Annotated in this window: 18 protein-coding genes, 1 pseudogene and 1 riboswitch; of the genes and pseudogenes, 6 read left to right on the top strand and 13 right to left on the bottom strand. The window is 71.6% G+C overall.

Annotated features, from left to right (window positions below; translation table 11 throughout):
• Positions 1-313: 313 nt before the first annotated feature.
• Complete coding sequence (locus AB0D59_RS16855; protein ID WP_362565435.1) at positions 314-2,173, top strand: AAA family ATPase; 1,860 nt, start codon at positions 314-316, stop codon at positions 2,171-2,173.
• Positions 2,174-2,251: 78 nt separating this feature from the next.
• Here the strand turns inward: AB0D59_RS16855 and AB0D59_RS16850 are convergent, their stop codons facing one another.
• From AB0D59_RS16850 to AB0D59_RS16805, 10 genes are all read right to left on the bottom strand, one after another.
• Positions 2,252-3,337, bottom strand: coding sequence for a hemolysin family protein (locus AB0D59_RS16850; protein WP_362565433.1), 1,086 nt, complete (start codon positions 3,335-3,337; stop codon positions 2,252-2,254).
• Positions 3,334-4,662: a hemolysin family protein gene (locus AB0D59_RS16845; protein WP_362565431.1), complete on the bottom strand. Its 1,329-nt coding sequence runs from the start codon at positions 4,660-4,662 to the stop codon at positions 3,334-3,336. Before AB0D59_RS16845 ends, AB0D59_RS16850 begins: the two co-directional genes overlap by 4 nt.
• Before the next feature lie 256 nt (positions 4,663-4,918).
• Positions 4,919-5,374 carry a PH domain-containing protein gene (locus AB0D59_RS16840; protein ID WP_362565429.1) on the bottom strand — a complete coding sequence of 152 codons (456 nt, stop codon included), beginning with the start codon at positions 5,372-5,374 and terminating at the stop codon, positions 4,919-4,921.
• Between the two features lie 14 nt (positions 5,375-5,388).
• Positions 5,389-6,237, bottom strand: a complete 849-nt coding sequence (gene hisG / locus AB0D59_RS16835) for an ATP phosphoribosyltransferase (RefSeq protein ID WP_362565427.1) — start codon at positions 6,235-6,237, stop codon at positions 5,389-5,391.
• A gap of 49 nt (positions 6,238-6,286) precedes the next feature.
• A complete protein-coding gene (locus AB0D59_RS16830) occupies positions 6,287-6,559 on the bottom strand; it encodes a phosphoribosyl-ATP diphosphatase (protein ID WP_030946750.1) in 273 nt (90 codons plus the stop codon).
• 34 nt (positions 6,560-6,593) lie between these two features.
• A complete protein-coding gene (ribH, locus tag AB0D59_RS16825; RefSeq protein WP_362565425.1) occupies positions 6,594-7,079 on the bottom strand; it encodes a 6,7-dimethyl-8-ribityllumazine synthase in 486 nt (161 codons plus the stop codon).
• Positions 7,080-7,101: 22 nt separating this feature from the next.
• Positions 7,102-8,445 (bottom strand): bifunctional 3,4-dihydroxy-2-butanone-4-phosphate synthase/GTP cyclohydrolase II, encoded by a 1,344-nt coding sequence (locus AB0D59_RS16820; protein WP_362565423.1) that lies wholly within the window; start codon positions 8,443-8,445, stop codon positions 7,102-7,104.
• Positions 8,442-9,092 (bottom strand): nicotinamide riboside transporter PnuC, encoded by a 651-nt coding sequence (gene pnuC / locus AB0D59_RS16815; protein ID WP_362565421.1) that lies wholly within the window; start codon positions 9,090-9,092, stop codon positions 8,442-8,444. Before pnuC ends, AB0D59_RS16820 begins: the two co-directional genes overlap by 4 nt.
• A complete protein-coding gene (locus tag AB0D59_RS16810; RefSeq protein ID WP_351707034.1) occupies positions 9,089-9,694 on the bottom strand; it encodes a riboflavin synthase in 606 nt (201 codons plus the stop codon). The genes pnuC and AB0D59_RS16810 overlap by 4 nt, the downstream gene beginning before the upstream one ends.
• Before the next feature lie 156 nt (positions 9,695-9,850).
• Positions 9,851-9,981: riboswitch (FMN riboswitch) on the bottom strand.
• Positions 9,982-10,243: 262 nt separating this feature from the next.
• Positions 10,244-11,557, bottom strand: coding sequence for an ROK family transcriptional regulator (locus AB0D59_RS16805; RefSeq protein WP_362565419.1), 1,314 nt, complete (start codon positions 11,555-11,557; stop codon positions 10,244-10,246).
• A 133-nt stretch (positions 11,558-11,690) separates the two neighbouring features.
• Between AB0D59_RS16805 and AB0D59_RS16800 the strand changes: the two genes are divergently transcribed.
• Entirely contained in the window at positions 11,691-12,905 is a 1,215-nt protein-coding gene (locus AB0D59_RS16800; RefSeq protein ID WP_362565552.1) for an MFS transporter, read from the top strand.
• On the opposite strand, the gene AB0D59_RS16795 is transcribed toward AB0D59_RS16800, so the two are convergent.
• A complete protein-coding gene (locus tag AB0D59_RS16795; RefSeq protein WP_362565417.1) occupies positions 12,865-13,323 on the bottom strand; it encodes a hotdog domain-containing protein in 459 nt (152 codons plus the stop codon). The genes AB0D59_RS16800 and AB0D59_RS16795 overlap by 41 nt on opposite strands.
• A gap of 87 nt (positions 13,324-13,410) precedes the next feature.
• Positions 13,411-14,679: an alginate lyase family protein gene (locus AB0D59_RS16790; protein ID WP_362565415.1), complete on the bottom strand. Its 1,269-nt coding sequence runs from the start codon at positions 14,677-14,679 to the stop codon at positions 13,411-13,413.
• 166 nt (positions 14,680-14,845) lie between these two features.
• Here AB0D59_RS16790 and AB0D59_RS16785 point away from each other — a divergent pair.
• Positions 14,846-15,001: pseudogene (locus AB0D59_RS16785) on the top strand (nitrate reductase); the annotation flags it as partial.
• Positions 15,002-15,186: 185 nt separating this feature from the next.
• Positions 15,187-16,572 carry a solute carrier family 23 protein gene (locus AB0D59_RS16780; RefSeq protein WP_362565413.1) on the top strand — a complete coding sequence of 462 codons (1,386 nt, stop codon included), beginning with the start codon at positions 15,187-15,189 and terminating at the stop codon, positions 16,570-16,572.
• Between the two features lie 43 nt (positions 16,573-16,615).
• On the opposite strand, the gene AB0D59_RS16775 is transcribed toward AB0D59_RS16780, so the two are convergent.
• Complete coding sequence (locus AB0D59_RS16775) at positions 16,616-17,866, bottom strand: glycoside hydrolase family 6 protein (RefSeq protein WP_362565550.1); 1,251 nt, start codon at positions 17,864-17,866, stop codon at positions 16,616-16,618.
• A 147-nt stretch (positions 17,867-18,013) separates the two neighbouring features.
• Here AB0D59_RS16775 and AB0D59_RS16770 point away from each other — a divergent pair, with 147 nt between their 5' ends.
• Positions 18,014-18,700, top strand: coding sequence for a DUF5995 family protein (locus tag AB0D59_RS16770; RefSeq protein WP_362565411.1), 687 nt, complete (start codon positions 18,014-18,016; stop codon positions 18,698-18,700).
• A 95-nt stretch (positions 18,701-18,795) separates the two neighbouring features.
• On the top strand, positions 18,796-19,725 hold the full coding sequence (locus AB0D59_RS16765) for an LLM class F420-dependent oxidoreductase (protein WP_362565409.1): 930 nt from the start codon (positions 18,796-18,798) through the stop codon (positions 19,723-19,725).
• Positions 19,726-19,790: the final 65 nt, after the last annotated feature.

Raw genomic sequence — 19,790 nt, 5'->3', positions numbered from 1 at the left:
AAGCCCCCGGTTGTTCCCCCGTGATCGGGGGCTTCGTTCTGCCCTTTACCCCTTTTGTGCACGCGGCGTGCGCTTCCTTGCTCACCCTCGGTCACCGAGCCGCGTCCGCCCGATCTGCTCCCACCTCGCCAAACGGCCTGTGCGGCACCCTTCGGCGGGCGGTGGAACCGCAGGTACGATGCCCTCGGTGCGACCTTCGAACGGCTGCTTCGCGCATCTGCAACTCCGGTCCGCGGCACAGCGGTTCGACCAACGGCGGCCATCGGGGGGAGCCCGGGGGCCAACCACGGGGGCACGGTTTGTGGGGGACGTGATGGATTTCGGCACGCAGGGCCCCGAGGCCCCGGCCGACCTCGCCTGGCTGCGAGGTGTGGACGCCTACACGATGGGCGCCTATCCGCAGGCGGAGGAGGAGTTCCGCGCCGCGGTACGGATGGATCCCGGGATGGCCGACGCCTGGCTCGGGCTGCACGCGCTGCGCGTCGACACGACGACCGCGCTGCTCAGAATGTTCCGGCACCGGGACCGCTTCGGAGAACAGCGCGCCCGGCACCGCCGGGCGCTCAACTCCTGGTACTGGCTGGGCTGGTGGGTGCAGCCGGTCCTTGAGAACCCGCGCGATCTCCTGCTTGCCCATGCTTCCCACTGGCTGGACGGCCGGCACGTCCCGGAACTCGACCGGGCCCTCGCCGGGCTGCCGCCCGTGGACGCCGACCCCCAGGTCCGCTTCCTGCACGCCTGCCGGGCCTACCTGGTCAAGGACTGGGAGCAGCTGGTACGGCACACCGACCCGCTCCTCGACGACGCCATGCTCGGCATCGAGGCGGGGCTCTTCGGCGGCATGGCCCGGGTCCGCCTCGAAATGTACGGCCAGGCCGAACCGCTGCTCTCGGCGGCGCTGATGCGCTGCCGCAGCGAGCAGCCGCAGCGCAAGGAGCTGCGCTACTGGCTGGCGCGGGCGCACGAGGGCACCGGGCGCAGCGCCGCCGCGCTTCCGCTGTACCGGGCCGTGCACCGGGTCGACCCCGCGTTCATGGACACCTCGGCACGGCTGGCCGCGATCGCCGAGGGCGACGGGTACGACGACAGCGCCGACCTCGCGGCGATCACGCTCACCGGCGCCGGGCAGGACGTCGTGGACGGGCCGGACCTGCTCGACCCGCTCTTCGGTACGGAGGGCCGCGATCTGCGGTTCGGGGAGTCCGAGCCGCCGGCCGGGGCGATGCCGTCCGTGGTCGATCCGGCGGTGCGCGAGAAGGTCGTACCCTCGCCTCCGCTGCCGGCCGGGCCGACCGACCCCGCGTTGCTCGAGGAGGCGTTGGCCGAGCTGGAGCGCATGGTCGGGCTCGAGCCTGTGAAACGGCAGGTCAAGGCGCTGTCGGCGCAGCTGAACATGGCCCGGTTGCGAGCCGGGCAGGGGCTGCCGGTGCAGCCGCCGAAACGCCACTTCGTCTTCTCCGGCCCGTCGGGCACCGGGAAGACCACGGTCGCCCGGATTCTCGGACGGGTGTTCTATGCACTCGGTCTGCTGGGCGGGGACCACCTCGTGGAGGCGCAGCGGGCCGATCTGGTGGGCGAGTATCTCGGCCAGACAGCCGTGAAGGCGAACGAGCTGATCGACTCCGCGATCGGCGGGGTGCTGTTCGTGGACGAGGCGTACTCGCTGTCCAACTCCGGCTACGGCAAGGGGGACGCGTACGGCGACGAGGCATTGCAGGTGCTGTTGAAGCGGGCCGAGGACAACCGCGACCACCTGGTGGTGATCCTGGCCGGCTACCCGGAGGGCATGGACCGGCTGCTGGCCGCCAACCCCGGGCTCTCCTCCCGCTTCACGACCCGCGTGGACTTTCCCTCCTACCGCCCCCTCGAGCTGACCTCGATCGGCGAGGTGCTGGCCACGGAGAACGGTGACGCCTGGGACGAGGAGGCGCTGGAGGAGCTGCGGTCGATCGCCGGCCACGTGGTCGACCAGGGGTGGATCGACGAGCTGGGCAACGGACGGTTCCTGCGGACGCTGTACGAGAAGAGCTGCGCGTACCGGGACCTGCGGTTGTCGGTGTATCCCGGGGCGCTGTCGCGGGACGACCTGGCCACGTTACGGCTGCCGGACCTGATGCAGGCGTACGGGGAGGTGCTGTCGGGGCGGGGACCGCAGGATCCGGCCGGTATGTAGGTGCGGGCGGGCCGTGCCCCGTAGGGGCGCGGGGAACCGCGCGACCGGCCACAGCCGGCCCGCAGTTCCCCGCGGTGTTCAGCCCACCGCCACTTCCTCCGGCTCTCCGCTGGCCCGGGGCTCGGGCGGCCTGGTCGGCCGTTCCGCCCGGTGTGCCGGGTCCGTCACCTCGCCCACCAGCAGTTCCAGCACGTCCTCCAGTGCCGCCAGCCCCAGGACCCTGCCGTGGGCGTCGGCCACCTGTGCGAGGTGTGTCGCCGCTCGGCGCATCACCGTGAGCGCGTCGTCGAGGGGCAGCTCGGCCCGCAGGGTCGTCATCGGGCGCCATATCTGCTGCGGCACCGCACGGTCGGAGTCCTCCAGGTCGAGCACGTCCTTCACGTGCACGTAGCCCATGAACGCACCGGACTCGGCGGCGACCGGGAAGCGGGAGTACCCGGTGCGGGCGGTGAGTTCCACGATCTGGCCCGGGGTGACCGACGGGGGGACCGTGATCAGGGACTCGCGGCGCAGGAGTACGTCGGTCACCGGGCGGGAGCCCAGTTCCAGCGCGTCCTCCAGCCGCTCCTGCTCCTCGGGGTCGAGGAGGCCCGCCTGGCCGGAGTCCTCAAGGAGCCGGTTGAGCTGCTCGCTGGTGACGACGGCCTCGACCTCGTCCTTCGGCTCCACCCGGAACAGCTTCAGGATGCCCTGGGCACAGGCGCCCAGGGCGACCGTGATCGGCCGGCACACGCGCGCGAACGCCACCAGGCCGGGGCTCAGCCACAGCGCCGCCTTCTCGGGCGCCGCCATCGCCAGGTTCTTCGGCACCATCTCGCCGATGACCAGGTGGAAGAAGACGACTCCGGCGAGCGCGATCACATAGCCCAGCGGGTGGATCACGCCCTCGGGCAGGTGCACGGCCTCGAACACCGGCTCCAGCAGGTGTGCCACGGTCGGCTCGGCCACCGCGCCCAGCGTCAGCGAGCAGACGGTGATGCCGAACTGGGCCGCGGCCATCATCTGCGGGAGCCGTTCCAGGCCGTAGAGGACCTGGCGTGCCCGGGCCGTGCCCAGCGGTTCGATCTGGCTGCGGCGGACCGAGACAAGGGCGAACTCCGCGCCCACGAAGAAACCGTTGGTGAGCACCAGCAGGGCAGCGAAGACCAGTTGGAGAACGCTCATCGGACGGCCTCCGCGACGGCGGGGGCGGTGCGGACCAGGCGGACCCGCTCGGCGCGGTAGTGGCCGACCCTGCGGACCGACAGCCGCCAGCCGGGCAGCTCGGCCCGGTCGCCGGGCGCCGGGATCCGGCCGAGAAGGTCGGCGACCAGGCCGGCGACCGTCTCGTAGGGGCCCTCGGGAACGTCGAGTCCTATCCGCTGGAGGATGTCGACGCGGACACTGCCGTCGACGTCCCATGCGGGCTTGCCGTCCTGCGGCGGGGCGGCCGCGAGTTCCGGCGCGTCCGGGCTGTCGTGCTCGTCGCGGACCTCGCCGACGAGTTCCTCGACGATGTCCTCCAGGGTGACCACCCCGGCCGTACCGCCGTACTCGTCGACGACTACCGCGATGGGCTGCTCGGAGCGGAGCCGGGCGAGCAGCGGCTGGACCGGGAGGGTCTCGGGGACGAGCAGCGCCTTGCGGGCGATACGGCCGACGGGGGTGCGCAGCCGGTCGTGGACCGAGACCGCCAGGGCGTCCTTGAGGTGGGCCATGCCGACGATCTCGTCGATCTTCTCCCGGTATACCGGGAAACGGGACAGGCCGGTGGCCCGGGTGAGGTTGACCACGTCCTCGGCGGTCGCCGAGTCCTGGAGTGCGCTGACCTTCACTCGGGGGGTCATGACGTGCTGCGCGGTCAGCTCGCCCAGGGACAGGGTGCGGACGAACAGGTCGGCCGTGTCCTGCTCCAGCGCGCCCGCCTGGGCGGAGTGCCGGGCCAGCGAGACCAGCTCACCCGGGGTGCGGGCGGAGGCCAGTTCCGCGGTGGGTTCGACGCCGAGGGCGCGGACCAGCCGGTTGGCGACCGTGTTCAGCGCGGCGATGACCGGGCGGAACAGGCGCGAGAAGCGGGCCTGCGGGCCGGCGACGAAGCGCGCGACCTGGAGCGGCTTGGAGACCGCCCAGTTCTTGGGCACGAGTTCGCCGATCACCATCTGGATCGCCGAGGCGAGCAGCATGCCGACGACGACCGAGATACCGGAGACGGCGCCCTCGGGGAGGCCGATCGCGGTGAACGGGCCGCGCAGCAGCTCGGCCAGTGCCGGTTCGGCGAGCATGCCGACGACCAGGGAGGTGATGGTGATGCCGAGCTGGGTGCCGGAGAGCTGGAAGGACAGTTCCTTCAGCGACTCGACGACCGTACCGGCGCGCTTGTCGCCGTCGGCGGCGGCCTTCTCGGCCTCGGGTCGCTCCACGGTCACCAGGCCGAACTCGGCGGCCACGAAGAAGCCGTTGGCGAGGATGAGCAGGAGCGCGGCCGCCAGGAGCAGCAGGGGGGTGGTCATGATGCCGCCGCCTCCGATTCGTCACGGACCCCGAAGCGGGGGTCCGCGGTATGTCGGGAGGGGGCGGCGCAGGTACTACAGGACGATCCGTCCATCGCCGGAGAGGGTCACTCCTCGGGTAGCAGGAACCCCTGTGCGCCGGGCGCGCTACAGGGGTGGAGGCGGGACGTGAAAAGCCTCCGCCAACAGATTAATCAAGACAGGGCCCACTACGGCAGGGTGGACGACCCGGAGGTGGCCCCGAAGTTGCGTGATTTCAGCCCTGGTGCTGCTCGGGGTCGTGGATCGCGTGGGCCTCGGCGAGGGCCCGCAGCGCCTTGGCGTCGGCGATGGCGCGCTGCTTGGCGATGCCCGGCTGGATGCCGAGCACGGGCAGGCTGGTGCCGTCGCTGAGGTTCAGGAACACCCACGGGTCACCCGGTCGGAGGTTCACCTGGAGGATCTCCGCCCAGTCCAGACGCCGCTTGCTGGCGATGTTGACGACGGTGACCCCGGACTCGTCGGCGACCACCTTCACCCGGGCCAGCTGGGCCAGCACCCAGAAGATCAGCGCGCCGGTGACGACGAAGCTGAGCTGCTCCCCCGGGCCGAGCTGTTCGAGGAGCAGCGCGACCCCGGAGATGGTGGCGAAGATGGCGACGCCGGCGGTGAGCAGGATCACGCGGGTGTGGCCCGGCCGGAAGGTGACGGGAAGGGAAGGAAGCTCGGACATCTCTCGAGGGCGTTTCAGAGGCGGCAGGCGTGGATGGCCGTGGTCAGGATGGCGCGGGCGCCGATGTCGTACAGATCGTCCATGATCCGCTGCGCGTCCTTGGTGGGGACCATGGCGCGGACGGCGACCCAGCCCTCGTTGTGCAGCGGGGAGACGGTCGGGGACTCCAGGCCCGGGGTCAGCGCGACGGCCTTCTCCAGCTGCTCGACCCGGCAGTCGTAGTCCATCATCACGTACGTCCGGGCGACCAGGACGCCCTGGAGGCGGCGCAGGAACTGCTGGACCTTGGGTTCCTCGATGTCGGCGCCGGCCCGGCGGATCACGACCGCCTCGGAGGTCATGATCGGCTCGCCGAAGACCTCCAGGCCGGCGTTGCGCAGCGAGGTGCCGGTCTCGACGACGTCGGCGATGACCTCGGCGACACCGAGTTCGATGGCGGTCTCGACGGCGCCATCCAGGTGGACGACGGAGGCGTCGACGCCGCTGTCGGCGAGGTACTTGGCGACGATGCCCTCGTAGGAGGTGGCGACCGTCTTGCCCTTCAGGTCCGCCAGGCCGTCGGCCGCGCCCGGCTTGGAGGCGAAGCGGAAGGTGGAGCGGGCGAAGCCGAGCGGCAGGATCTCCTCGGCGTGGGCGCCGGAGTCGACAAGCAGGTCACGGCCGGTGATGCCGATGTCGAGGCGGCCGGAGGAGACGTAGATCGCGATGTCCCGGGGGCGCAGGTAGAAGAACTCGACGTCGTTGACCGGGTCGACGATGCGGAGTTCCTTGGACTCCCGGCGCTGCCGGTAGCCGGCCTCATGCAGCATGTCCGCCGCAGGTCCTGAGAGGGAACCCTTGTTGGGGACGGCGATGCGCAGCATGAGGTCGGCTTCCTTTACTCGAAAAAAGGGGGGTTTGTCGGAAAAGGTTCTACAGGTGGGCGTAGACGTCGTCCAGCGAGATCCCGCGGGCGACCATCATCACCTGGACGTGGTAGAGCAGCTGCGAGATCTCCTCGGCTGCCGCTTCCTTGCCCTCGTACTCGGCGGCCATCCAGACCTCGGCGGCCTCTTCGACGACCTTCTTGCCGATGGCATGGACCCCCTTCCCGACCAGCTCGGCGGTGCGGGACGTGGCGGGGTCGCCGTGGGCGGCCTTGTGCTGGAGCTCGGTGAAGAGCTCCTCGAAAGTCTTGTTGGACATGGTGAGCGCCAGACTACGCCAAACGCCGCGTCGCTCAGTGCCAGGGTTCAGATACTGAGCGGAGGGTGGCCGCCGTCGCCACCGCCGCCGTCACCGCCTCGTGGCCCTTGTCCTCGTTGGAGCCCGCAAGGCCGGCCCGGTCCAGGGCCTGCTCCTCGTTGTCGCAGGTGAGCAGGCCGAAGCCGACCGGGACGCCGGTCTCGACGGAGACCTGGGTGAGCCCCTGGGTGACGCCCTGGCACACGTACTCGAAGTGGGGGGTGCCACCGCGGATGACGACGCCGAGGGCGACCACCGCGTCGTAGCCGCGGCCGGCGAGGGCCTTGGCGGCGACCGGGAGCTCCCAGCTGCCGGGGACCCGCAGCAGGGTCGGCTCGTCGATCCCCAGGTCGCGCAGGGCGCGCAGGGCGCCGTCCACCAGTCCGTCCATCACCTTCTCGTGCCACTGGGCCGCGATGACGGCGACCCGCAGGTCGCTGACATTGCGTACGGACAACTCCGGTGCACCCTTGCCGCTCACGTCTCTCCTCAGTGCTGTTTCTTTACTGGTTGCCGCAGCCGGACACGGCAGGGGTGTCCAGCCAGGGCAGGTCGTGGCCCATCCGGTCCCGCTTGGTGCGCAGGTAGCGGAGGTTGTGCTCGCCCGCCTGTACGGGCATCGGCTCCCGGCCGGTGACCTTGAGGCCATGGCTGAGCAGCGCGTCGGTCTTGTCGGGGTTGTTGGTCATCAGCCGGACGCCACGGACGCCGAGGTCGGTGAGGATCTGGGCGCCGGCGGCGTAGTCGCGGGCGTCGGCGGGCAGGCCGAGTTCCAGGTTGGCGTCGAGGGTGTCCCGGCCGCGCTCCTGGAGTTCGTACGCGCGCAGCTTGGACAGCAGCCCGATGCCCCGCCCCTCGTGTCCGCGCAGGTAGACGACGGCACCCCGGCCCTCGTCCTGGATGCGCTCCAGGGCGGCGTCGAGCTGGGGGCCGCAGTCGCAGCGGGCGGAGCCGAAGACGTCTCCGGTGAGGCACTCGGAGTGGACCCGGACCAGGACGTCCTCGCCGTCGCCGATCTCGCCGTGGACGAGGGCGACGTGCTCGATGCCGTCGGTGGTGGAGCGGTAGCCGTACGCCGTGAAAGTCCCGTGCCTGGTGGGCAGGTTGACCTCGGCCTCGCGACGGACGGTGGGCTCGGCGGAGCGCCGGTAGGTGATCAGGTCGGCGATGGAGATGATCGTCAGGCCGTGCTTGCGGGCGAACGGGATCAGCTCGGGGAGGCGGAGCATCCTGCCGTCCTCGCCGGCGATCTCCACGATGGCGCCGGCCGGACGCAGGCCCGCGAGCCGGGCCAGGTCGACGGCGGCCTCGGTGTGACCGTTGCGGGTGAGGACGCCGCCGGGCCGGGCGCGCAGCGGGAAGACGTGGCCCGGGCGGACGAAGTCCGTCGGCTCGGCGCCGCCGCTCGCCAGCAGTTGGAGCGTGGTGGCGCGGTCGGCGGCGGAGATGCCGGTGGTGACGCCGTGCGCGGCGGAGGCGTCCACGGAGACGGTGAACGCGGTCTTCATGGACTCGGTGTTGTCCTCGACCATCTGCGGCAGCTGGAGCCGGTCGAGTTCGGCGCCCTCCATGGGCGCGCAGATCAGGCCGCGGCACTCGCTCATCATGAAGGCGATGATCTCGGGGGTGGCCTTCTCGGCGGCGATGACGAGGTCGCCCTCGTTCTCGCGGTCCTCGTCGTCGACGACCACGATCGGGCGGCCGGCCGCGATGTCGGCGATGGCCTGCTCGACCGGGTCGAGGGTGAGGTCCTCGATGCCGTCGGTGCGGTAGAGAATCGGTGGGACAAGAGGGACGGCGCGAAGCGCCTCGTTCGGGGTGGTGGTGGGCGACGGGTGGGCAGTCATGCGGGTGCCCCTTCCAGAGCGGGCCGCGTGCCCTGGCGGGAGCGCAGCCACCAGTCGCGCATGCCCCACAGGACGAGCGCGCCGTAGATGACGTAGACGAAGCCGGAGAAGGCGTAGCCGTTGGCGAAGTTGAGGGGGACGCCGACCAGGTCGACCAGGAGCCAGGCGATCCAGAACTCGACCATGCCGCGGGCCTGGGCGTACATGGCGACGACGGTGCCGACGAAGATGTAGGCGTCCGGCCAGGGGTCCCAGGACAGGGACGGGTTGGCCTTGAAGAGCAGGGCGACGGCGACGGTGCCGACGGCCGCGGCGGCGACCATGGCGCTGCGCTCGCGCCAGGTGGCGAACCGGGGGGCGATGTGGCCGTCCCCGCCGTCTTCGACCCTCCCCTTGTTGCGGTTCCACTGCCACCAGCCGTACAGCGCGACGACCATGACGACGGCCTGCTTGCCGGCGCTGCCGGTGAGATGGCCGTAGAAGGCGCCGAAGAGGATGAGGCCGGAGGCGAACTGGACCGGCCAGCTCCACAGGTCGCGGCGCCAGCCGAGGGCGAGCGCGATCAGGCCGAGGATGTTGCCGATCATGTCCGACCAGAGGATGTGCTGGCCGAACAGGACGTAGGCCTCGGAGTTCAGCCAGTTCACCGGCCTGCTCCCTGCGTGTTCGCGAGCAGCCGCTCCACGTACTTGGCGACGATGTCGACCTCGAGGTTGACCGGGTCGCCGGGCTGCTTGCGGCCGAGCGTGGTCAGGTCGAGGGTGGTCGGGATGAGGCTGACGGTGAAGTAGTCGGGACCGGCCTCGACCACGGTGAGGCTGATGCCGTCGACGGTGATGGAGCCCTTCTCGACGACATAGCGGGCGAGGTCGGCGGGGAGCGAGACCTTGACGATCTCCCAGTTCTCGGACGGGGTCCGGGACAGCACCTGACCGGTGCCGTCGACATGGCCCTGCACGATGTGGCCGCCGAGCCGGGAGCCGACGGCGGTGGGGCGCTCCAGGTTGACGCGGGAGCCGACGTCCAGCGCGCCGAGGGAGGAACGCTTGAGGGTCTCCTGCATGACGTCCGCGGTGAACTCGTCGCCCTCGTGCTCCACGACGGTCAGACAGACCCCGTTCACGGCGATGGAGTCGCCGTGCTGTGCGCCCTCGGTCACTACGGGGCCACGGAGCCGGAAACGGGAGGCGTCGCCGAGGTTCTCGACGGCGGTGATCTCACCCAGCTCTTCGACGATTCCGGTGAACACTTCCCGGGTCCTCCTGCCTCAACGGGGCACGGACTCCGGGGCCTGTCGACGAACGACAGAAAGGACGGAAGAGCACACCGGGAGCGACGCCGACAAGGTCCCGCCCGTCACGGACGAGACCAGATACGGCGGCGCGCACAGGTACATGCTCGCCCGCCGCGCACTGCCTCCCATCCGGACTTTAACCGTCGGTCCAGGAATTTCACCTGGTCAACCGGCCGCTGGAAGCGGACGGGTCGCGGACTGTAACCGCCGGTTCGGAGTTTCACCGACCCCGGAGTGCGCTGCTTCTGGTACACGGCCAGTGTGCCACGCCCGGGGGTGGTCCATGCAGGGGAACCGTGTGGGCTGCCTCACAGACCATGCCACTGGACTTCCCTGACGGGCCATCACGCGCCTGACCGGCGCCCAACGGGCCCTCGGACCAGGCAACTTGACTTGATCCGCAGCTATTGACCCTACTGGTCTAGTCCATTTATCGTTCGTGCGAGCCCGGCGGCGGTGACGACGGCCCTTGCCCGTCGCCGGGTCGTCCACCCAGCGGTCTGGTCAGCGGTCCCGCGGCGCGAACAGTTCGTCCTGTGCGCGCTCCCGTGCCGTCAGCAACGCTCCGCGCAGCACCGCCCCGCCGCCGAGGGCACTCGCCCGTACCTCCGTGGCCAGCGGGGACATCCCGCGCAGCCGCTCCTCGACCCGTGCGGCGAGCGCGGCGCCGCCGGCCGAGCCGATCTCGCCGCCGAGGACCACGCACCCCGGGTCCAGGATGGCTACGACGGCTGCCACGCCTACGGCGATGCGGTCGGCCAGGGCGTCGAGGAAGCCGGTGGAGTCCGCCGGGTGGGGCCGGCGGTCCCCCGCGGGTCCGTCGTGGCTGGTCGCGCCCACGCGGCGGTAGCCGCACATCGAATACGGTCCCGTGCCCCTTCGGGGCGCTTCCCTGAGCCGGACCGCCTCCGCCACCAACCGCGCGGCCGCGGGCTCGGGGTCCGCCGGCCCGGCCGGGTCCAGCCCGTGTTCCGCGGCCAGTTCGGTGATCGCGGCCGCCCCCACCAGCGAGTGGTAGCCGCCCGCGCAGTCCGTCGCCGACGGCAGTGAGCGGGTGCCCGGTACCGGCAGGAAGCCGATCTCTCCCGTGCCGCCGGAGGCGCCCCGGCGCAGGCTGCCGTCCAGGACGACGGCGGCGCCGCAGCTGTGCCCCAGCCAGAGCAGCACGAAGGTGTCGCGGTCGCGGGCGACACCCTCCTGCTGCTCGGCGAGGGCGGCCAGATTGGTCTCGTTCTCAACGCCGACCCGGGCCTGCGGGAACCGCTCCTGGAGGGCGGCGACCAGCCGGCGGTGCCAGGCCGGCAGGCCCGCCGAGTCGCGGAGTTCGCCGCTCGCCGGGTCGATGAGCCCGGGCGCCCCGATGCCGACGGTGTGCAACCGCCCGCCGCCGACGGCACCCGCCTCCTTGGCCGTCCGCTCGACCAGCTCCACCGCCTGCTCGACGGCCGCCGCCTCCCCCGCGGCCACCCTTCCCGCCTCCGGCCCGACCGGCACCGACCCTTCGGCCAGCACCCGCCCCACCAGGTCGGACACCAGCACCGAGACGCTCTCGGTGCGGACGTCGACGGCGGCCAGACAGGCGCGGTCGGCGACGATGCCGTACAGCCGGGCGTTCGGTCCCCGGCGCTGTTCACCGGACTCGCCGACCACGGTGATCAGGCCGGACGCGGTGAGCCGTTCCACGAGGTCGGCGACGGTCGGCCGGGACAGCCCGGTCAGCTGTTTCAACTGCCCTGCCGTGAGCGGGCCTTGCTGCTGGAGCAGGGTCAGCGCGAGCCGGTCGTTGATGGCCCGGGCGGTGCTCGGTGATGCGGGCATGACGGGCATCCTCCCAGATCGACGCGGCCCAGGACGGCCACATCGCTCCCTATCTATCAGGCAGGGTCCCTGATAGTTTACGGCGCGACAGCGGGGCGGCAACCGCCCGGGGAGGGGCAGGACCATGAAAGCCATGAGAGACGCGGGCTACGAGCAGCACGAGGTGAAACGCGCGCGGTACGCCGTCGCGGCCGTCTTCACCGTGCACGGTGCCGTCACCGGCTCGTTCGCGACCCGGGTGCCCTGGATCCAGGACCATGCCGGCCTGAGCGCCGGCCAGCTCGGCTTCGCGCTCGCCTTCACCGCGTTCGGTGCCTCGTGCTCGATGCCGCTGGCGGGCCGGATCAGCCACCGCTTCGGCAGCCGTACGGCGCTGCGCGGACTGATCGCGATGTGGACGCTCTCACTGGTCCTGCCGTCGCTCGCGCCGAACCTGTACACGCTCTGCCTGGCGATGTTCGTGTACGGCGCCAGCGCGGGCATGGCCGACGTCGCGATGAACGCGCTCGGCGTGGAGGTCGAGCGGCTGCTCGGCAGGTCGATCATGTCGGGGCTGCACGGCATGTGGAGCGCAGGCGCCCTGATCGGCTCGGCGGCGGGCACCCTCGCCGCACACCTCGGCTCGGACGCCCGGCTGCACTTCGCGCTGGCCGCCGCGGCCCTCACCGCGCTCGGTGTACTGGCGGCCGGCTGGGTGCTGGACGTGCAGCCCGGCGAGGACGAGGAGCCGCCGCCGCGGTTCGCGCTGCCGCCCCGGTCGGCGCTGCTGATCGGCACGGTCGGCTTCTGCGCGGTGTTCGCGGAGGGGGCGAGCCTGGACTGGTCGGCGGTGTTCCTGCGGGACCGGATGGACAGTTCGGCCGGGCTCGCGGCGGCCACCACCACGGGGTTCATGCTGACCATGGCGATCGCCCGGATCAGCGGGGACGCGGTGGTGAACCGCTTCGGCACCGTCCGCACCGTGCGCGCCGGGGGTGTGCTGGCCGCGCTCGGCGGGCTGCTGATCGTCCTCGCCGGGCATCCGGCGGTGGCGATGACCGGTTTCGCGCTGATGGGCCTCGGCATCGCGGTCGTCGTACCGCTGTGCTTCGCGGCGGCCGGGCACGCCGGGCCGAACCCCAGTCAGGCCATCGCCGGCGTGGCGACGATCACCTACACCTCGGGGCTGATCGCGCCCAGCCTGATCGGCGGGGTGGCCCAGGCGACCAGCCTGGTGGTGTCGTTCGGTGTGGTCACGGCGCTCACCTGCGGCCTGGTGGCGTTCGCGGGTGTGCTGCGGCCCGGGGAGCGCGGAGCGCGGGCGGAGGTCAGCCCGCCGGCCGCAGCAGTTCCCGGCCCGCGGCCCTGAACCGCTCGCTCCACGGCGTGGGGCGCAGGGTGGCCGCGTCCAGCCGGACCAGGACCCGGGTGCCGTGCGCGTAGGTGGTCGCGCCGTCCGCCGAGCAGAACCGGAAGCCGTAGGTCAGGCCGGTGTTGCCGAGCCGTTCCAGCCACAGATGGACGGCGTAGGTGCCCGGGCGGGTGACCGGCGCCTCGTAGCCGATCCGGAGTTCCCGGACCGCGTTGCAGGCGTCCTCGGCCGCGGCCCAGTCGCCCTCGAAGGCGAAGCCGTGCCCCTGCCAGAGCTCGGCCCAGGCCCGCTCGACCATCACCGGGTAGCGGGCGTTGTGGAGCAGCCCGAGCGCGTCCAGGTCGTCGAAGTGGACGGTGACGGGGATCAGCCGGCCGTGGGACAGGGCGGGGGCGGTCGGGGCTTCGGCGGTCACGGGTGGGGCTCCTGGGCGTTGCTGACATTGCGCTGACCTTCAGCTGACGCCAGTCTAAGCGAGCGCTCAGGAGCCCTACCGGCGGCCTCAGCCCGCGATCGAGTCGAGCTGCTCGGCGGCCGGCCGCAGTGCCCAGAGGTCACCGCCGGGCGGGGCCTCCAGCTGTCGTACCGCCCGCTGGGCCGCCTTGTCGCCGGCGTCGGCCGCCGCGTGGACGACGTCGGACGCCGCGTAGCGGTAGAACTCCAGCTCGGGATAGGGCCAGGCGGTGGCCCCGGTCGCGGCGGGCAGCAGATAGTCCACGGCCTTGAACAGGCTCTGCCCGTCCGGCCCCCGGTAGGTCCAGAGGTCCACCCCGACATGCCGGCCGATGGCCGCGAGCCGGGTGTAGGCGACCAGGTCGAAGGTCGAGTAGTGCCAGCTCCTGGTCCGGGCCAGCTCCTGCGGCTGGCTTCCGTCGGCCGCGATCTGCGGGTCGATCCGCCTGGCCCGCGCGTCCAGCACGGTCTTCTTCGCCAGTGCCTTGTCGCCGGTCGCGTAGGCGAGGGCGGCGAGCTGCATGTCGTAGAAGGTGCCGTGGTTGTTGGCGGCGGCGCCCTCCTCCTTGCCGAAGGCGCTGTTCTTCAGCCAGTCACGGAAGTCCGTGTTCCAACTGCGCATCCCGGCGCGGTCGTCGGCGCTCCAGCCGGGTGCGCCGGTGGCGAGGATCGCGAGGGCGTCGACCACGCTCGTGTACGACTGGGAGAAGTCGATGATGCCGATGGCCCGGCCGTCGTACTTGCACGGGATGAACTGGGCGTGGTCGAGGTTCGGGTTCATCCGGGTCGCCGGGTCGAGGAACCAGGTGCGCAGGACCTGTCCGGCCTTCTGCGCGTACTGCTGCTTGCCCGTGTAGTACCAGGCCAGGGAGAGGTCGTAGGTCGAGTCGAAGACCTTCTCCACGTCCTGGCGATCGGTGCCGGTGTCGACCTCGGGATTGCGCTGGCCGTCGCGCTGGACGTAGGGGCAGCCCCACGGGTTGTCGGCGGTGGGTGTGGTGGTGGGCCACCAGTAGGGGGCCTGGCTCAGGTAGTCGTGGACGTCACCACCGGGCGCGGGCTTCGGTTTGTCGACGACCGTCCAGGGGCCCTGGTCCAGCCAGGCGTCGGCGCGGGTCGTCAGGTCCTTGACGGCGCGGCGGAGTTGGGGGTCGCCGTGGTCGAGGTCAGCCTTGGTCCGCTGGAGGCGAGCGCCGTCGAGCACGGCGGTGTCGGGGGCCTTCGGCGCCCTCGCGGTCGCATGGGCGGAGGGGACGAGGACGGCCCCGATGGCCGCCAGTGCCGTCAGGACGACGGCCGCGCGGGATCTTCCACTCATCGAGCACTCCGATCAGACAGGAAGCAGCCGGTAATCAGGTATGTGAACTTGGTTCACGAGTGGGACCGTGCGAGCGTAGGACCGCCAGGTGGCCATGACAATGGTTCGGACCGTCTTCACGTACGAAACCGTCTTCACAGCTCTTCGAAGAAGGCGATCCCCCACCATGGATCTCGGCGTGCGCCGGAAAGTGCACGGTGACGGGCGCACGCCCGCGCCCGGAGCGGTGGTACGCCCCGGCGAACGGCTCTCCTGGCCCCGCACGGTCGGGCTCGGCGCCCAGCACGTGGTCGCGATGTCCGGTGCGTCCTTCGTGGCGCCCCAGAACCCCTGATGAGCGCGAAGACCGGCGCTTCCCCGCAGAACGCGAGGGCGCGGGACGAATCCCCACTCTCACGGCCCGTCCTGTCGGCATGCACCTGAACCGCATGTTCCGCTAGTCGTCGAGCCCCCGGTACGGCCGGCGGGTCTCAGCACCAACCCGGCAGCACATCAAGGAGCAAGACCATGGCGGGCTTCGGCTGGAAGCTGCACGGCGACGGCAAGAGCCTCGCACCGGGTGAGGTCGTGAGACCGGACGAGCGACTCGCCTGGGGGCGCACTGTCGGTCTCGGCGCGCAGCATGTGGTCTCCATGATCGGCGCCTGCTTCGTCGCCCCCATCCTGATGGGTCTGGATCCCAACCTTGCCGTGATGGCCTCCGGCGTGGCCACCATCCTGTTCCTGCTCATCACCCGGGGCCATATTCCGAGCTACCTGGGCAGCAGCCTGTCGTTCATCGGTGTGGCCGCCGTCATCAAGGCACAGGGGGGTGACGCGGCGACGCTCACCGGCGCGCTGCTGGTCGTCGGCGCGGTCCTTTTCCTGTGCGGGGCGGTCGTACGCGCTCTCGGGGCCCGCGTCATCCACGCCGTACTGCCTCCCGTGGTCACGGGCGCGGTGGTCATGCTGATCGGGTTCAACCTGGCTCCGGTCACCGCGGGCACCTACTGGCCCCAGGATCAGTGGACGGCGCTTCTGACCATGCTGTTCACGGGTTTCGCCCTTGTGGTACTGCGCGGCTTCTGGTCCCGTATCGCGATCTTCCTCGGGCTGACCTTCGGGTACGCCATCTCATGGGTCTTCGACCGCGCGTTCGGTAAGATCCACTCCCCCGCCGGCGGCACCAAGCCGGTCGGCCACTGGCGTCTCGACCTCTCGAGCGTGCCCAAGGCGGACTGGATCGGCCTTCCGACTTTCCATGCCCCGAGCTTCTCCCTCTCGGCGGTCGTGGTCGCCCTGCCCGTCGTCATCGCCCTCGTCGCCGAGAACGCGGGACACGTCAAGGCTGTGGGTGAGATGACCGGTGAACCACTGGACGACAGGCTCGGTACGGCGATCATGGCCGACGGTACGGCGACGGTGCTGTCGACGTCCGTGGGCGGCCCTGCCACGACCACGTACGCCGAGAACATCGGTGTCATGGCCGCCACGCGTGTCTACTCGACCGCGGCCTACTGGTGCGCCGCCGCCTTCGCGATCCTGTTCGGGCTCTGCCCCAAGTTCGGTGCCGTTGTGGCCGCCATTCCCGGCGGCGTCCTCGGCGGCATCACGGTCATCCTCTACGGCATGATCGGCCTGCTGGGCGCCCAGATCTGGGTTCGTTCCCGCGTCGACCTCTCCAACCCCCTGCACCTGGTTCCGGTGGCTTCGGGGCTCATCATCGGAATCGGCAACGTGAGCCTGACCCTCACGCCCAACTTCCAGCTCAGTGGCATCGCGTTGGGAACGCTGATCGTCGTCATCGGCTACCACGCCCTGCGCGTCCTGGCTCCCGCCCACATGACGGACGAGCCTCCGCTCCTTGAACCGGGCAATCCGGGGTACGACCGAGGCATGCCGGGCGGATCGTGATCGCAGGCGCTCGCGGCTTGAAGCGGTCTCGGACCGTCACGACTCAATGCCTCTGCTGGGATTCGCCGGGAAGGAAGTCCCGGGCAATGGCATTGAACGCGTGCGGCGCCGTCGTGGGCAACAGATGGCCGACGTGTGGAACCACCGACGACGCCAAGTCGTAGGCGTACGACGGGGTGAAGGTCCCGGCGGCGCCCTTGCAGCCGTCGGACTCCCCCGGCAGCTTGATCCACAGGTAGGCGTCGATCCGCGCCTGACCGGTGTGCAGCGTGGGCGCCTGCCCGATCCGCCGCCCCGCCGGGTCGCACCAGGCGCCGTTCGCCGGGGGGCCGTTGCCGTTGCGGCTGGTGTCGATCACCGCGCCGAGCCCGGCCGGGCCGCCGAGGGCGTCGAGGACCCGGCGGTCGTAGGCGATCTCGTCCGCGGTGGTCCGGAAGTTGGAGACGTTGCTGAAGACGCCGTCGCCCGACCTGGCTCCGGCCTGCCTGAGCAGGGCCGCCTGCCGGGCGGGCGGGTTCCAGCCGGAGTGCCCGGCGTCATAGTAGACCCGGGTCTTCGCGCCGGCCGCCTTCAGCACCCGGCCGGCGCGGGCCAGCGAGGCGAACCGGGCGGCACGGTGGGTGGCCGAGAGGCACCCGGACTGGGCGATGGAGTCCGGCTCCAGGATCACGATCACCTCGCCGGAGCCCAGCCCCCGCGCGAAGGCGTCGATCCAGCCGTCGTACGCGCCGAGATCCGGCGCCCCGCCCTGCGAGGCCCCGCCGCAGTCCCGGTCCGGGATCGCGTACGGCACCAGCACCGGGACCCGGCCCTGCGCAAAGGCCGCCGAGGTGACGGCGCGGACGCGGGAGGTGATGGTCGCCGGGGCGAAGTCCGCGAACCACACGGCGGCCGGCCGGCCGGCGATGCGGTTCGCGATGACGGCGGCGCGCGGATCGTCCGGGTGGGCGCGGACCCAGTCGGCGACCTGGGAGTCGGGGTGGCGGTAGAGGCGGGGCGCCTGCTGCCCGCGCACCGTGGGAGCGGCCGGGGTCGCTGTGGTCCGCCGGGGAGTCGGTGACGGCTTCGGGACGGACGGCGTACGGGACGACGCCGTCTCCCGTGGCACCGAGTCCCGTGGCGCCGAGTCCCGTGGCACCGAACCCGTCGTACGCACCGCCGTCGTACGCACCACGGTCGTGCGCACCACCGCCGGCCGGGCCTGACCCGCTCCCCCGCCGCCCTCCTCGCCGAGCGCCGAGAGCATCCCGGTCGCGGTGCCCACGGCGGCGACGACCGAGGCCACGACAAGCACGACCGCCCGCCTCCCCTCGCCGCTGGGCCGGGCATGTGAGCCAGGCACGCTGTGCTCCCCCTCCCGCGCCACGGGCCCGTCCCCCGTTCCGGGGATGCGCCGGGCCCGTCGGCACGCCCGCCAGCCTAGGGCTGGGACCCTTCCCCCATGGCGCACTCGGAACACCTCACCGCTCCGGTCGACACCGTCGTCTTCCGGATGCGCGCCCTGGACGCGGCCCTGCCCGAGCGGGACGGGATCGCGGTCTTCAACCGTGTCTACCTCTCCGTCACGGAGGAGGTCGAACGGCGGCTGGACGCCGGCCGGTTCGGGGACCCCAGAGCCGCCGCGACGCTGGACGTACGGTTCGCGGAGCGGTACCTGGCCGCCGTGGACGCGGCCGCCGACGACCGCCGTCCGCCGGCCTGCTGGCGGCCGCTGTTCCAGTTCCGCCGCCATCCCGGTGTACGACCGCTGCAGTTCGCGCTCGCGGGCATCAACGCCCACATCGGGCACGACCTGGCGCTGGCCGTGGTGGACAGCTGTCGTACGCTCGGCTGCGAACCGGCCGATCTGGAGGACGAGTTCGACCGCGTGGGCGAGCTCCTCGTCTCGTTGGAGGAGCGCATCCGCGAGGATCTGATGCCGGGTCCCGACCTGCTCCAGATCGCCGATCCGCTGACCCATCTGCTCGGTTCCTGGAGCCTGGAGCGGGCCCGGGACGCCACCTGGTCGGCGGCGCGGGCGCTGTGGGCGCTGCGCCGGTTCGGGGACCTGGCCGAGGAGTTCACCGAACGGCTGGACGCGGCCGTGGGGCTGGCCGGCCGGATGCTGCTCACCCCGCTGCGCGGCTGACGTGGCCTGATCCGATCGACGCGCGAGCCGCTTCGGGATCCCTTTGTGATCGCCTTACGTTGACGGCCCGCACCCGATCACGAAGGAGCACCGGAATGACGACGCGGCTAGGCCTCGGCCTCCCCCAGATGCGGCAGTATTCCCTCGGCACGGACGTTCCCGACGTGGCCCGCACCGCCGAGGAGATCGGCTACGACAGCCTGTGGGTCTTCGAACGGGCCCTCTTCCCGGAGCCCGCCACCCAGGGCCTGTACGGCATCGCGGGCCTCCCCTGGCCGGACTCGTACCGGGATGTGGCCGAGCCCCTGGTCACGCTCGCCCTCGCCGCCGCGGCCACCGAACGGGCGCGGCTCGGCAGCAGCGTGCTGGTGGCGCCGCTGCACGTCCCCTTCCAACTGGCCAAGTCCCTGGCCTCGCTGGACGCGGCGAGCGGCGGCCGGGTGATCGCCGGCCTGGGCACCGGCTGGTCGCTCGACGAGTACGCGGCCGCCGGCATCCGGCCATTCGAGGAGCGCGGCAGGGTGCTCGACGAACTGATCGAGGTGTGCCGGGCGGTGTGGGGCCCGGACCCGGTGAAGTACGACGGCCGGCTGACGAAGATCGCCTCCGCCGTGGTCGGTCCCAAACCCGCCCGACCGATCCCGATCCTGCTGGCCGCGGGCAACAAGAAGGCCCAGCGGCGGCTGGTCGACCACGCCGACGGCTGGCTGCCGGTGGGCATGGGCGCCGAGCAGCTGGCCGGCCAGTGGCGGGAGTTGCAGGACCTGGCGGCCGAACGCGGCCGCACGGACCCGATCCAGACGGTCGTGCGGGTCAACGCCGTGTACACGGCCAAGTCCTATGACGGCACCGACCGCCGCCCCTTCCAGGGCAGCGCCGACCAGATAGTCGAGGACCTGGTGGCGCACGCGGCGGTCGGCCTGGAGGAGATCCTGGTCGACCTCCAGACCACTCCGCGGGACGTCCAGGAGCTCAAGGACGTCGCCGCGGAGGTGTACGAGAAGGCTCGGGCGGCCGGGGTCTAGTGCCGCGGCAGGCAACGTCTGCCCGTGCGGGAGCGGCGTCCGGGGCGTTCTCTGGGGGTCCCCCC

Origin of the sequence: Streptomyces sp. NPDC048417, from assembly GCF_040651615.1 — a bacterium.
Lineage (GTDB): Bacteria > Actinomycetota > Actinomycetes > Streptomycetales > Streptomycetaceae > Streptomyces.
Note: the sequence above shows the minus strand (reverse complement) of the source record. Positions and strands in the feature narration are given on the sequence as shown.

Coding starts and splice junctions, on each gene's coding strand:
- AB0D59_RS16855 (WP_362565435.1), top strand. CDS start 314: ATGGATTTCGGCACGCAGGGCCCCGAGGCCCCGGCCGACCTCGCCTGG.
- AB0D59_RS16850 (WP_362565433.1), bottom strand. CDS start 3,337: ATGAGCGTTCTCCAACTGGTCTTCGCTGCCCTGCTGGTGCTCACCAAC.
- AB0D59_RS16845 (WP_362565431.1), bottom strand. CDS start 4,662: ATGACCACCCCCCTGCTGCTCCTGGCGGCCGCGCTCCTGCTCATCCTC.
- AB0D59_RS16840 (WP_362565429.1), bottom strand. CDS start 5,374: ATGTCCGAGCTTCCTTCCCTTCCCGTCACCTTCCGGCCGGGCCACACC.
- hisG (WP_362565427.1), bottom strand. CDS start 6,237: ATGCTGCGCATCGCCGTCCCCAACAAGGGTTCCCTCTCAGGACCTGCG.
- AB0D59_RS16830 (WP_030946750.1), bottom strand. CDS start 6,559: ATGTCCAACAAGACTTTCGAGGAGCTCTTCACCGAGCTCCAGCACAAG.
- AB0D59_RS16820 (WP_362565423.1), bottom strand. CDS start 8,445: ATGACTGCCCACCCGTCGCCCACCACCACCCCGAACGAGGCGCTTCGC.
- AB0D59_RS16805 (WP_362565419.1), bottom strand. CDS start 11,557: ATGCCCGCATCACCGAGCACCGCCCGGGCCATCAACGACCGGCTCGCG.
- AB0D59_RS16800 (WP_362565552.1), top strand. CDS start 11,691: ATGAGAGACGCGGGCTACGAGCAGCACGAGGTGAAACGCGCGCGGTAC.
- AB0D59_RS16790 (WP_362565415.1), bottom strand. CDS start 14,679: ATGAGTGGAAGATCCCGCGCGGCCGTCGTCCTGACGGCACTGGCGGCC.
- AB0D59_RS16780 (WP_362565413.1), top strand. CDS start 15,187: ATGGCGGGCTTCGGCTGGAAGCTGCACGGCGACGGCAAGAGCCTCGCA.
- AB0D59_RS16770 (WP_362565411.1), top strand. CDS start 18,014: ATGGCGCACTCGGAACACCTCACCGCTCCGGTCGACACCGTCGTCTTC.
- AB0D59_RS16765 (WP_362565409.1), top strand. CDS start 18,796: ATGACGACGCGGCTAGGCCTCGGCCTCCCCCAGATGCGGCAGTATTCC.